Source organism: Clostridium sp. FP1 (assembly GCF_011065975.2).
Taxonomy (GTDB): Bacteria; Bacillota; Clostridia; order Clostridiales; family Clostridiaceae; genus Clostridium_AD; species Clostridium_AD tagluense.
Map to the genome: position 1 here is coordinate 4,926,814 of NZ_JAAMNJ020000001.1, position 13,251 is coordinate 4,940,064.

Genomic DNA, 13,251 nt, shown 5'->3' on the forward strand with positions numbered 1-13,251 from the left:
TGGAGTAAGAAATCAAAATAAAGCTATTAACAATTTATGATATTAAGATTTAAACCTACAACTTTCAGATGTAGGTTTATTTTTTATTTACATACTGCCATATTGGAACTATATTAGATAATATAGTCTGAAAATAAAAATTTCGCATTAGAAAGGAATGAATTATTTATGAAAAAAGTTATTTATGGAGTAGACGCATTTTCAGCTGTACCCTTTGGAGGTAATCCAGCTGGTGTAGTGCCTAATGCAATTGGTTTAAATCATAGGGATATGTTGAAAATTGCAATGGAAATGAATTTATCGGAAACTGCCTTTATTTTTCCACTACAAGATGATGTGGCAGATTACGAAGTAAGATTTTTTACACCTACTCAAGAGGTAGATTTATGCGGACATGCTACAATTGCTTCTTTTTTCGCCTTAGCTTCAAAAGGTATAATTACTGGAACTAATAATGTCAAAATTGTAAAACAAAAAACTAAGGCTGGTATTTTACCAGTTGAACTTTATTTTAAAGACAGTAAAATCCATAGTGTAATGATGACTCAAACTAAACCTAATTTTCTTTTTACGGTTGAAGACCTGTGTGAACTTGCTGAAATCATGGGAATAAATGCACAGGATATAGGCATTGACGGATACCGCCTTATTCCTCAAGCTGTATCTACCGGTCTTACAGATATTATGCTCCCAGTTAAAAGTCTATCTGCATTAAAGTCCATAAATCCAAACTATGATAGATTGGCACAGTATAGTAATAAGCTAAATATTATTGGAGTGCATGCCTTTACTCTTGAAACTGAAGAAGATTCCTCTACTCTAGCTTGTAGAAACTTTGGTCCTGCTGCTGGTATAAATGAAGAAGCTGCAACAGGAACTTCTAATGGAGCACTTGGTGCCTACCTAGTAAAAAATGATATGCTTAAATTTGAAGATAATATAACTATAATCTGTGAACAGGGCTACTATATGAATAGACCCAGCAAAATAGTTGTAAGACTAGAAGGAACTAAGGATGACTTAACAGTAAAGGTTGGAGGTGAGGCAGTTATTGTTATGTCAGGGGAAATACGCTGCAGCTAATATTCATTATCTATGCCACTAGAACACTTCTTCTAGTGGCGTTTAAATTTTCAATATATAAAATTTTATTTTATAAATAACCTAAAGCGTTTACTTATTCGTAATATCTACCTTGCTGCATTGCTTCAACTCTATCTATTATTTTACCTTCCAATAACCCAAAGATTCTCTCTCCTTTTTCCACTGTTGCTAAGGTAGCATCTCCAGTAAGTGCATCTTGAAAAATAGTTTTTCCTCTATCCTCAAATCGTACAGGTATAAGTTGCTTATTAGGATTTTTCATTGCTTTGTCCATTTGTACAAGCTCTTCATCGTAATATAAGATAGCTGAAGTTTCATCCTCCCCAGCATGCCCTTGACCTTCAGTGATTGTAAGTATATCCCTAGAAAAATCTAACCACCAATTTATTGTCATGACAGCAGCCCCAAGAGGTACCAACTTTTCAGCTGCTAAACTAAGCGCCGTTATGTTGCCTCCATGCCCGTTTAAGAAAATAATATTCTTAAGTCCATTTTCATAAAAGCTTTTTCCTACATAATAGACATACTCTGCCATAACTTCTGAGGGCATAGTCACAGTCCCTGGATAAATGGACAAATCATAGCTCTGCCCATAAGGTATTTCTGGAGCAATCCATATTTTATTACCTATTTTTTCATTTACTTTATCACAAAATAATCTTGGTGAAAAAATATCTGTTCCTAAAGGTAAATGATGCCCATGTGCTTCCAATGATCCTATAGGAATAATTATTGTATGGATTTTTTCACTATATTTTTTAAAATCATCAGAGGTATATTCTATTATATACATAAATTGTATTTAGTGGAGCACTATAAATCAAGTACCCAAACCCACTAAATATTCACTTCCTTTCTTAGTTAATTTTAAAACTATTTAGTATTATTGGCTTTATAAAATGATAGTAAAAATAAAATGAACAATATAAAAGAAATTCTATTACCAATTATATTATTAGGATATATGACGGTAATCATATCTACAGTATTATATATAGCAACAATAACAAATGTTATTATAATATATGTATCGTTAATCTTTTTTCTATATAAATATGTTAGCAAGAGTATAGCTAAATTTAATGATAATGATATAGATATTAGGAGTAATAAACTTATCATATTTTTTAAATAAAATAGTTTTAAGACAAAAACAATAGTAAATAAACATAGTAAATACACAGCATACTTATTTTTAATGATCTTTTTCATAATGTCACCCTTTCTGACTTATATTAATATAAGGACTTTACAAATTCTATATATTTATCAATATATAAAACTACACAACCACAATTAGGGCAAACTGCTGCTTTTACTTTGGCATACTCAGTATTAAAAATAACCCCTTTGCCTTTCTTCGAAATTGTAACTCCACCATAAGATTCCACCTTACAATCCTCTATCATTTCACTCTGGCACTGATTACATATTTTTTTCATTTCTTAATCCTCCAATTCCCATGATTATTTTCATATTGATGATTTTTCATACCTATTATATATATTTCCATATAAGTTTATTAAATCCTCTCCATAAGCTTATATAAAAAAGTAAAACTCATATCCTTATAATAAAATAAGGATATGAGTTTGTTATTATCACTATTACATTATTAAATTTAGGTAAGCAACCTAGGAAGAATAACAATTAATAGTTGTTTTGTGCCCCAGAGGAATCGGGAGTGCTACTTTAAATAGTATCTCCATAGTAAGTATGAAATTCGACCTAGTGACTTCCAAACGAAGCGAAAGGACTATTGAAATTCCATTTAGAAATTCTTGCTTTGCAAATATAAAATTCTCGTAAGCCTTCCAGGACGGCAGGCTAGCGAACCCGAGGCAGGACGCCGAGTGTGAGTGTTAGAGCCTTTTATATTTGCAAAACATTAGAATTTCTAAATGAAATTTCCAGTCCCGAGCTCGTTTGCAAGTCACGACGGAGAATTTTCACACTTTTATTTTCTATTATATTTCATAAAAAATTTTTCTACTTCTTTTCTGTTTTCAATCTCAATATGTTGAACAAGAATATTATAGATTTTTTTATCTACCTTTATTGCTATATATTTATTTGTTATTTCAACCTTACTTATATCATTAAACAGAATAACCTTACCCTTTGACGCAAAGTTACTATTAAGTTCGAATCTATCTTTTTCAAAGGTCAAATAATTTAAATTTTCTAGTCTTCTAAGTTTTATAATAAAGGATATTGAAAATCCTATAGATACAAGTGTTACCATTAAGAAGATTGCTGCAATTTCAGTTCTTCCTCTAGCAAACGATCCTATCACTCCAATTAATAGTGCAAAACTCATTAAAATACTAAAGGCGCCTTGCTTCATAGCTATTTTTTTTGTTACTTTACTAAATTTAATTTCTTTCATGTTTTCCTCCTACGAATATCCTTTTTAAATGTGATTATTTAATATAACAATCTTATATTATCATAAGCTAATCCCTTAGGGTGAATTAAGATAAGTGAATTTACTCCCCAAGCATTCTCATATCCACAAAATATTCAGTATTTCTTACTTCTATATATGTTTCACTATAATCCATCTCAAAGTTCGCCATAGTGGAATGAATTCCACTATCACTTAAAAAGTGCAGGGTACATGTATTATTATCTTCTATAGTGCAAAATCTAATAAGTATGCTTTTAACAGATGGAAATTGCACTCTTGACTTCATATATTTAGGCGCATTGTGTAAATACAGATTTACACATCTATTGCCTATTGGAACTATTAAATCCACGTTATGTTCATCCTTTTGTATTTCCCTTACCTCAAAATCACTTTCTATTTTCAAATTACTTTTTTCATAAATCATAGTTGCCTCCAATAAAATACTTAATATAACCATTTTATTCACAATATATTATTTCATAAGTTTCTTTAGCAATTTAATTTTATCATTATATGGAGCATATCTAACCTTAATATCTATAATATTACTCTTCTTTATTACGCTCTTTTTATGAGAAAACAGATCAAAACTTCCTTTGCCATGGTAACTTCCCATACCACTAGCCCCTACTCCACCAAAAGGTGCATAGGTAGATGCTACATGTATAACTGTATCATTTATACATCCTCCACCGTAAGAAATCATTTTTATTATTCTTTCTTGATGTTTCTTGTTATTAGAAAAGAAATATAATGCTAGGGGCCTAGGTTTTGAATTAACCATTTTTATAACTTGCTCTAGGTCTTCAAATTCTATAATCGGAAATATGGGACCAAATATTTCATTTAGCATAATTGGGTCTTCCCAAGTTATATTTTCAATAATAGTAGGTGCAATATATCGTTCTTGCTTATTGTATTCTCCTCCCGTTACAATATGACCTTTATCTAAAAGTCCTATAAGCCTGTCAAATTGCCTTTCATTTACTATTCTAGGGAAGTCATTGCTTTTTGATGGATCTTCTCCGAAAAACTCTTTTATACAATCCATTAGCTCATTTAAAAACTCTTTCTTAACGGTTTTATGAACTAGTAAATAATCTGGTGCAACGCAAGTTTGTCCTGCATTTAAAAATTTACCCCAAGCTATTCTTTTTGCAGCTAGTTTTATTTCAGAATCTGAGTCCACTATACAAGGACTCTTTCCACCTAATTCTAAAGTTACAGGAGTAAGATGCTTTGAAGCTTTCTCCATTACTACTTTCCCAACAGGTACACTACCTGTAAAGAATATATAGTCAAACTCTTCCTCTAAAAGTGCTTGAATGGATTCGCGACCACCATAAGGCTCTACCACAGAAACAAACTCCTCTGAAAAACATTCTGCAATAATTTTAATCACAATTTCAGTGGTTTTAGGAGAATATTTTGATGGCTTTAACATAGCACAGTTTCCAGCCGCTATGGAACCAATTAATGGTGCCATTGTTAATTGGAATGGATAATTCCATGGTGAAATAATTAAACTCACTCCATAAGGCTCTGAATAAATATAACTAGAAGATAAAAAATGTGTTATTGGAGTTCTTACTTTTTTAGTTTTTGACCAGGACCTTAAATGTTTCATAACAAAATTTATTTCTTCTAGGATTATTCCTATTTCAGTAGCATAAGCTTCAAATTCTGATTTATGCAAATCAGACCACAATGCATCTAATATATGTTTCTCATTTTTTTGTATAGACTTTTTTAAGGTATTTAACTTCTCCATACGAAAATCTAAATCTCTTGTAGCTCCTGTATGGAAATAAATCCTTTGCTTTTCTAAAACCGTCTCTATATCATTCATTATTCAACACTCCCCCTATAATGATATTTTTTTCTTGGTATATTCAGATAAATTTCACTAACTATTTAATAATACAATTTTTTCTATGGAATCTAACAGTTCTTTTAACATGCTTACGGTGGCTCTAAGAGTTAAAAAATAATAATTACCTGTGCCTCTGATCCATATCTACAAGTCCAGTCAGCTTTAGGCTCTTAAGATGATGTGAAATAGTGGCTCTCCGTTCTTTTGTTTAACCTATTAAACATAGTCTAGTATCCTTTATTTAATTTGTCAATGCATGGTTATAATTTAATTTCCTTACAAATCATTTACAGTAATCTATATTACCTATGAATAAGCCCTTTTTTGTTTTTCATTATTTTTACATTTTAAAATTACATAATTTTACACTGTAAAAGTAAGCTACTAATTCAAATACTTGTATTTATATAGTTTAGTTTCACTTTTTATAATTATATTGCGTAAAAGTATTAATCTTTGGTAACACTAACTAGGAAAAATTGTTTTGGAGGTATGTATAATGAAAAATTTTCTAGTTTCGGCTATAGTAGATATAATAATAATATTCTCTTCTTATTTTCTATTTAGAAGTGTTATAAGCGGACCAACTCGTCATAGATTATATGAAAAATTTATGAGTTCTTTGGCAAAATTTGTAATTATCATTTTTGTAGCTAGCGCATCAATCACTGCTCTTACTGCACTAGTTTTGTACAAAACAAGGTATATTGTATATATCAACGTAATTGCTCCTGCCTTAGTTTCTATACTGGTAGGTTTTGTTATGTCTACTGTACCCACAAGAGGTGTGGGTGATAAAAAAAAGGTTGCTAAAAAATAATTATACTAAAGAGAGCAGTTTCTCATATGATGTTATTTTACTATCATATGAGAAACTGCTCTCTTATTTTACAAATCCTTTTAGATAATCAATTTAACAAAGGAATATGCTAATTTAAATCCATATACAATTATAACTACTCCACATATTAAATTTATTATCCTAATAACCTTAATATTAAACTTAGCTTTAAATAGTGAAACAACTGTAGCTAATAAAGTAAACCAAATTAATGAAGCTAAGCATACCCCTATAATAAAGTAGCTTCCCATATCTACTGGTAGCACCGCTCTACTTCCCCCCAGTAATAATGAGCCGTCAATTATTGCTTGAGGGTTTAACCAAGTCACTGCAAAACATGTCCCTATTATTTTTATAATGGATTTATTCAGATCCACAGCCTCTTCAGATTTAACTTCTGGTACTTGCCTCACAAGCCCTGCTCCAATGTAAACTACAGCTATACTTCCTAATAAAAGAATAAGCATTTTTAAAAGGTTGAACCTTTCCATAAGTGCTCCTACCCCAAAAAAGCATGATACTGCAAGCGATATATCAAAGAATATAGTAATAAATGCAACTTGATATGTCTTTAGTATACTTTTACGTATAGCCGTATTTATTACAAATATGTTTTGTGTACCTATAGGTGCTACGTAAGCAAAGCCTACAAGCAATCCTTCCATTAGATATTTATACATCCTTTCCCCCCCTAACTATTACCTCTACAAAATTACCATACCCGCATCTACAATATTGCTTTTTTATTTTAAATTATAACTTATACATATTATCATGTATATACTGAAATATTTTATTGATTTTATTGTGGTTAAATCCTACCTTCCATGCTGTAATATTAACAACTTGAGAAAGAGATATACAATATATAAACCCTATATTTCTTGCATTTGGAAAAATGCTTGTAAATACTGTTGACATTTACCCCTTCCTATTATATAATAAAGAAGTCATCGGGGTGTAGCGCAGCTGGGAGCGCGCGTGGTTTGGGACCATGAGGTCGCAGGTTCAATCCCTGTCACCCCGACCAAAAAGAGTTGTCTAACGACAACTCTTTTTTTATTATAAATTTTTCATGGCTTAAGTATAAAATCACTCCTTTTTCACAAGCTAAACAATGCTTCACTATTTTATTGTTTTTTCTAAATATTATGCTAACATTATTACATAGCTAATAACAACTTAGGAGTGATTATTTTGAATAAAATGTATAATGAAATTTTTAAGACCCTAATTAAGTCCTATCATGAAGATAATTTTGAAAATAAGCTACAGGAATTACTATCAAAAGACAATATTAATAAAACCGAGTTAAGTTCTATAATTTCTTCACTTTGTGGAGTTAATGTAGTCTTCTCAAATAATTACATAAATGATTTAAAAAAAGCTATCCAATATTATGAATCAAATCACAAGATTGTAAATAAAGTTAAACATTGCGACATGGAGTGTGCAGATACGTCTGGAAAAACCCTTTGTCAAGCTTCTTGCCCATTTGATGCCATATTAATAGATAATAAATGTAATACTACCTATATTGATAATGATAAATGCATAGACTGTGGATTTTGTGTAGATGCCTGTCCTACTGGTGCATTAATGGATAAGGTAGAATTTATTCCCCTTTTGAATTTGTTAAAAGGGAATTCTACAGTAATAGCCGCTGTAGCCCCCGCCATTACTGGCCAATTTGGAGAAAGTGCTAATATAGATAAGCTTAGAACCGCCTTAAAAAAAATCGGATTCACAGATATGGTTGAAGTTGCTTTTTTCGCAGATATGCTTACATTAAAGGAAGCTATTGAGTTTGATGAACATGTTAAAGTAAAAGAAGATCTAATGCTTACCTCTTGCTGTTGTCCTATGTGGGTAGGAATGGTAAAGAAGGTATACCACAATTTAGTGAGACATGTATCCCCCTCCATTTCTCCTATGATTGCTGCTGGTAGAGTTTTAAAACAATTAAACCCTAACTGCAAAGTAGTCTTTATTGGACCCTGTATTGCAAAAAAAGGTGAAGCTAAAGACCCCGACCTTTTAGGCGACATAGATTACGTGCTTACCTTCTCCGAACTTAAGGATATTTTTGATACATTAAATATTGAGCCTGAAAAACTTAAGGCAGATGTATCTAGTGAATATGCGTCTAGAGGCGGTAGACTTTATGCTAGGACTGGAGGAGTATCTATAGCTATTGGAGAAGTTATAGAAAGATTATTTCCTGAAAAATACGATTTATTTAATCCTATTCAAGGAAATGGTGTAAAAGAATGTAAGGAATTGCTTACTAAAGCTCAAAACGGGGAAATCAATGCAAATTTTGTAGAAGGAATGGGCTGTGTTGGAGGTTGCGTTGGAGGACCTAAATCATTAATCGATGCAAGCTTCGGAAAAATTAGAGTAGATAAATTTGCACAAAATTCAAAGATTAAAGTAGCCATTGATAGCGATTGTATGAACGAAATCCTAAATAGAATTGGAATTAATAGTGCTGGGGATTTCAAAGATAAAGATAAGACCAAAATATTTCACAGGGAGTTCTAGTTAATATTTCACAATGTAAATCGGATCTAAAATATGATACAATATTAAGTAATCAAAAAAAATAATTCACTGTGCAGATTGGAGGTTTTTATGAAAGCATTATTTGAATATATAAGTCATAGAGATATTAACATACTTAGAATTATAAATAATTCTTGGAAGTGTAAGTTCTTAGATATTGTAATGCCAGCTATGACTTACTTAGGCTCTTTTACTTTTATGTTTATATTTTGCACTTTCGCCTTTTTGTTAAGTAACGCGCTGCTTCATGTCATGGCTATTCGTGCTATGGTTTCTATAACAATAAGTACTGGCATTGGCAAGCTTCTCAAGATAAGTGTTACTAGATTAAGACCATTTATAGATATTCCAAATTTAAATATAAAAAAAATAGGTATAGATAAATACTCTTTCCCCTCAGGTCATACTACCGGTGCATTTTCATTAGCTGTAATAGTAGCTTTATATTTTCCTATTTTTGGCTTTATATCTATACCCCTAGCTTGTTGTGTAGGGATTTCAAGGATGTATATAGGGGTTCATTACCCTACAGATGTAATTGTAGGTGCTTTATTAGGAATTACCTGTTCTTTTCTTACTTACAGGTTCTTTTAAGACCTATGAAAATAACTAAGAGTAGCTATCAGCTTAATTGTCCTGGTAGCTACTCTTAATTAATGCCCATAATTCCTTTTCAAATCTGAGTGTATTACTATATTTATTCATGTTATAATTTTATAAGAGGTGATTAAATGCTAACAAATATTAAAGCTGCAATTTTTGATTTAGATGGTACCCTTATCGACTCTATGTGGGTTTGGGGCAAAATAGATGAACATTATTTTAAAAAGATGAATATGGATTTACCTTCCAATCTTAAAAGCCAAATAGAACATCTTAGCTTCGATGACACTGCAGCATATTTTAAAAGTAATTTTGGTATATTAGATACTATAGAAGAAATTAAAAAGGAATGGACAGATTTGGCCTATGTGGAATATCTTAACAATGTAAAGCTAAAGCCTGGAGTAGTTGAGTTTTTATCTTTGCTTAAAACTCTGAACATAAAGATTGGACTTGCCACAAGTAATAGTAAGGATCTGTTAGAAGCTGTTCTTAATGCTAATGGTATATACCATTACTTTGACTGCATAACTCTTACGAGTGAAGTGTCTAGGGCGAAAAACTTTCCTGATGTATATTTACTTGCCGCTGAAAGATTAGGTGTAGAGCCATCAGAATGTATTGTATTTGAAGATATCCTACCTGCAGTTAAAGGTGCAAAAGCTGCTGGAATGAGGGTAGTAGGCGTATATGATGATTTTTCCAAAGAACAAAGAGAAGATATTATTAGTCATGCAGATATGTTTATATTTGAATATCATGAATTAACTACAGCTATTTAAAACTCATGTAATTACATGGGTTTTTTTTATGAATTTTTTTCATTTCTATAGAATAGTATATATTAAGCATATGCACAAATCTTTCAGTTAACCTCTATTATATTAGTACATAATTGTTGTGAATAAGTACTTTAGAAGGAGAGATACTATTGATTATTTTTCTATTCTCAGTTCTTTTGATATGTTTTGGCATATATTATTCCATCATGAATCAAAAATTATCAACACAAAAAACTCAACTAAAGATTATTTCTAGGCAAAATAGAGAATTCAAATCAAAAATAGCAAGCGTGCGAAGTGCTGAGGGTCCTATTATAATAAAATACAAGGCACCACTTTTTAAATCAGGAACTACAAAAGAAGTTTGCAATCTATATCTAAGCCCCCTGGAAAATTCGCTAGTTCTATCTAGCTTAGTTAAACTTACTCCTGTAGAAATTAAGGATTGTGCTGAGATTTTTGATATTGCATGGTATGAAGTATCTATAAAATCTCAGACTAATATTAATAATAAAGGATGGATAAAAAAAGATAGCATAATTACCCAAGATGACACTGTTAATAATCAAGATGATACAGTTACCTAAATCATCTCCTGCGGAGCTGCATATTAACGACTTCAGAAGGATATTTAGACTCCCACTGAAGTTTTCCCTCTGTTACAGGGTGTAACTCCCACTTATAGACGTAGGCGACTTTCCTTCTGAAATGTCGTTAAAATCAGCAAAAGGCATATATTTTTCACAATATATGCCTTTTAAAATTAATATTAATATCAATCTTTTTTATGTGTCTTTTTATTATGCTTAGCTCCTAAATTATTTGCTTTTTTCTCCTTTTCTTGTTGGCTTGCACAAGAAGGATCTTTTTTTTCGCCCATAGCATTTTTTCCTCCTTTTATAAAAAATTAATCATAGTATCCTTACTATTTTGTTCAATATACAAAATATAATGCTATGAAATTAATAACAAAAATATAATAAGCCAGCATGCTTGGCTTCTTATATGGACTAATTGTATGATTTATTAATAAAAAAGCTTTTCATATATCTTTTTCAAAAATTCTTTTTCACTTAGATTAGTAAAATCTTTCCTAATCTCAACTACTTTATCTTGTGATACTACTACAAATGTTTTTTTCACACTATCTGAATAGACCACAATATTATTAGGTAGTTTAGTCCTCTCTTCCAATAAATTAGCACCATAACGATTAAATTTACTTAATAATCTATTTTCATAGAATTTAATTATTATAGGATAGTCACTTTGAAACATTGTATAGCTTAAATAATTACCGTCGTTACCACCAGAATAGCCTACTCTTTGGGCTATTATACTTTTATCAAATTTAATATAAGGACTTTCATCATTATTTCCTACAACCCCAAAATCCTTAGTTGTTAAATTAAATTTATGGGTTGGCACATCATTTTGTAAAGTTTCACTACTAAAAAGAATTGAACCAATGCCAAGTATTAAAACTAAATATATTGAGACTACTACACTGCCTATAGTTATACCCATATTAATGTTTTTTGAATGCTTTTTTTTATCAATAAATTTTCGCACACAAATCATAATTATTATAGAAATGCATATTGTTATTATTATTAAGAAAGAAATATTAAATCCTGTAGTATCAAAAATTAACAGTTTTAAAAATATAAATAATATTATTAAGCCATAGCTATTTCTTAATATACTTTTTATCCTTACTTGCTTATAGTTACTATAATTCATGCCTTTATCCTTTTTTAACTTAGCCCTAACTTTTATGACCCAAATTAAAAAGCTAATAAATCCTCCACTATTTATAATTATAAGGGAAGACATTGTAACTATTGATAAGATGCCCATATTAGATGCTAGTACAAAACCTCCATCTCCCATAAATAATTGGATATATAGATTGAAACTCAATAGAAGAGTTAAAAAAAACTGAATTCCCATATTATATAATGAAGCTTTGAAAACTAATTTAAACTTTTCCTCTTCATCAGTATGAATAGAAATAGCTTCCTTATCCCCATGTGTATAAAATATTTGAGTTTTTACATGCTCACATACATATGTCCATCCTGCCGCCTCACAATATTCCCTATATTCTAGAGCTACATCACTATCTTTATGATCAAAAACAGAAACCCTATTAAGTACGTCTACTGAATACTTTATTTTCTCTATTTCTGTTTTCTTAAACTTAAAAAAAACTCCTTTTATAGATTGTAATAACCATCCTTTTTTTGCCATTTCATCAAGATATTCTTCTACAGCAGAACATTCATAGGGTAAATACATAAATATTGTTGTCTTTGTATCCTTACTTCTCATAATCTTACACCTCCACTCTATATTTTAAAATTCTCTTTATATCTCTCCATATACAATACTCCATCATTGGCCATAGTAATTAATCTTCTATACTCCTCTAGTAGTATTTCTTTTCCCTTATCAGTAATTATATAACTTCTTTTTCTGCCTTTCACTTCTGTTTCTATTATCATATCTTCCTTTTCAAACTTAGAAAGAAGCGCATATAACGTCCCAGGGCCAACCTTTACACGGCCTTTTGAAATTTCAATTACAGCCTCCATAATATCTACCCCGCACATTTCTTTGAGTAAGGACATTAATATATAATACATTGGTTCTGTTAAATTTTGAAATTGCTCTCTTGCCATTTCTTATCACCTCTTCAATATCGAGTATCGATATATATAATCTCAGTATATTATCGACACTCGATATTGTCAATGTATTTTTCCATTTGTTTAAATTTTTATATCATTCACTAAAAAAAGAGATTTGCCACCTTTGGATTATTGGGTAATCAGCAAATTAAATTGGACTTCATAAAACCATTAGGTATTTTTGTTATGATAGGTGGTATAATTATATTCAAGTTAAAGTTGGAAAATCAAGCAAAGTTATTAAAACTACAAATATAAGTATTTTATATTTTGCTAAGGGGTTTGTTGATGCAAGTTAGAAGCAATTTCTTTCTTTATCTCTTTCCTAAACACAATTCAGCTCACCACCTAAGCGGTTGGAGTATTCTTGTGAAATT

General features: G+C 30.6%; 15 protein-coding genes and 1 tRNA gene. 7 read left to right on the forward strand and 9 right to left on the reverse strand.

Annotated features, from left to right (window positions below):
* The first annotated feature begins 168 nt into the window (after positions 1-168).
* On the forward strand, positions 169-1,083 hold the full coding sequence (locus G9F70_RS23430; RefSeq protein ID WP_164945037.1) for a PhzF family phenazine biosynthesis protein: 915 nt from the start codon (positions 169-171) through the stop codon (positions 1,081-1,083).
* A 94-nt stretch (positions 1,084-1,177) separates the two neighbouring features.
* Here G9F70_RS23430 and G9F70_RS23435 read toward each other — a convergent pair whose 3' ends face one another.
* The 5 genes from G9F70_RS23435 to G9F70_RS23455 form a co-directional block, all read right to left on the reverse strand.
* On the reverse strand, positions 1,178-1,897 hold the full coding sequence (locus tag G9F70_RS23435; RefSeq protein WP_164945038.1) for a creatininase family protein: 720 nt from the start codon (positions 1,895-1,897) through the stop codon (positions 1,178-1,180).
* Positions 1,898-2,339: 442 nt separating this feature from the next.
* On the reverse strand, positions 2,340-2,546 hold the full coding sequence (locus tag G9F70_RS23440) for a nucleic acid-binding protein (RefSeq protein WP_164945039.1): 207 nt from the start codon (positions 2,544-2,546) through the stop codon (positions 2,340-2,342).
* Between the two features lie 515 nt (positions 2,547-3,061).
* Positions 3,062-3,493, reverse strand: a complete 432-nt coding sequence (locus G9F70_RS23445; RefSeq protein WP_164945040.1) for a hypothetical protein — start codon at positions 3,491-3,493, stop codon at positions 3,062-3,064.
* A gap of 100 nt (positions 3,494-3,593) precedes the next feature.
* Complete coding sequence (locus G9F70_RS23450) at positions 3,594-3,941, reverse strand: hypothetical protein (RefSeq protein WP_164945041.1); 348 nt, start codon at positions 3,939-3,941, stop codon at positions 3,594-3,596.
* A 48-nt stretch (positions 3,942-3,989) separates the two neighbouring features.
* Positions 3,990-5,366, reverse strand: coding sequence for an aldehyde dehydrogenase (locus G9F70_RS23455; RefSeq protein ID WP_164945042.1), 1,377 nt, complete (start codon positions 5,364-5,366; stop codon positions 3,990-3,992).
* A 523-nt stretch (positions 5,367-5,889) separates the two neighbouring features.
* Between G9F70_RS23455 and G9F70_RS23460 the strand changes: the two genes are divergently transcribed.
* Entirely contained in the window at positions 5,890-6,210 is a 321-nt protein-coding gene (locus G9F70_RS23460; RefSeq protein WP_164945043.1) for a hypothetical protein, read from the forward strand.
* Between the two features lie 80 nt (positions 6,211-6,290).
* On the opposite strand, the gene G9F70_RS23465 is transcribed toward G9F70_RS23460, so the two are convergent.
* Positions 6,291-6,911, reverse strand: a complete 621-nt coding sequence (locus G9F70_RS23465) for a LysE/ArgO family amino acid transporter (RefSeq protein ID WP_164945044.1) — start codon at positions 6,909-6,911, stop codon at positions 6,291-6,293.
* A gap of 73 nt (positions 6,912-6,984) precedes the next feature.
* A complete protein-coding gene (locus tag G9F70_RS23470) occupies positions 6,985-7,152 on the reverse strand; it encodes a hypothetical protein (protein ID WP_164945045.1) in 168 nt (55 codons plus the stop codon).
* 33 nt (positions 7,153-7,185) lie between these two features.
* On the opposite strand from G9F70_RS23470, the gene G9F70_RS23475 reads away from it, so the two are divergent.
* The 5 genes from G9F70_RS23475 (at position 7,186) to G9F70_RS23495 (ending at position 10,768) form a co-directional block, all read left to right on the forward strand.
* A tRNA-Pro gene (locus tag G9F70_RS23475) sits at positions 7,186-7,261 on the forward strand.
* Positions 7,262-7,428: 167 nt separating this feature from the next.
* Positions 7,429-8,775, forward strand: a complete 1,347-nt coding sequence (locus G9F70_RS23480; protein WP_164945046.1) for a [Fe-Fe] hydrogenase large subunit C-terminal domain-containing protein — start codon at positions 7,429-7,431, stop codon at positions 8,773-8,775.
* 90 nt (positions 8,776-8,865) lie between these two features.
* The gene (locus tag G9F70_RS23485; RefSeq protein ID WP_164945047.1) at positions 8,866-9,390 is read left to right on the forward strand and encodes a phosphatase PAP2 family protein; all 525 of its coding nucleotides are present in this window, start codon (positions 8,866-8,868) and stop codon (positions 9,388-9,390) included.
* A gap of 137 nt (positions 9,391-9,527) precedes the next feature.
* Complete coding sequence (locus G9F70_RS23490) at positions 9,528-10,181, forward strand: HAD family hydrolase (protein WP_164945048.1); 654 nt, start codon at positions 9,528-9,530, stop codon at positions 10,179-10,181.
* 149 nt (positions 10,182-10,330) lie between these two features.
* Positions 10,331-10,768, forward strand: coding sequence for a hypothetical protein (locus G9F70_RS23495; protein ID WP_164945049.1), 438 nt, complete (start codon positions 10,331-10,333; stop codon positions 10,766-10,768).
* Between the two features lie 439 nt (positions 10,769-11,207).
* Here the strand turns inward: G9F70_RS23495 and G9F70_RS23500 are convergent, their stop codons facing one another.
* Positions 11,208-12,515, reverse strand: a complete 1,308-nt coding sequence (locus G9F70_RS23500) for a DUF2812 domain-containing protein (protein ID WP_164945050.1) — start codon at positions 12,513-12,515, stop codon at positions 11,208-11,210.
* 17 nt (positions 12,516-12,532) lie between these two features.
* Entirely contained in the window at positions 12,533-12,865 is a 333-nt protein-coding gene (locus tag G9F70_RS23505; RefSeq protein ID WP_124998454.1) for a PadR family transcriptional regulator, read from the reverse strand.
* Positions 12,866-13,251 lie beyond the last annotated feature (386 nt).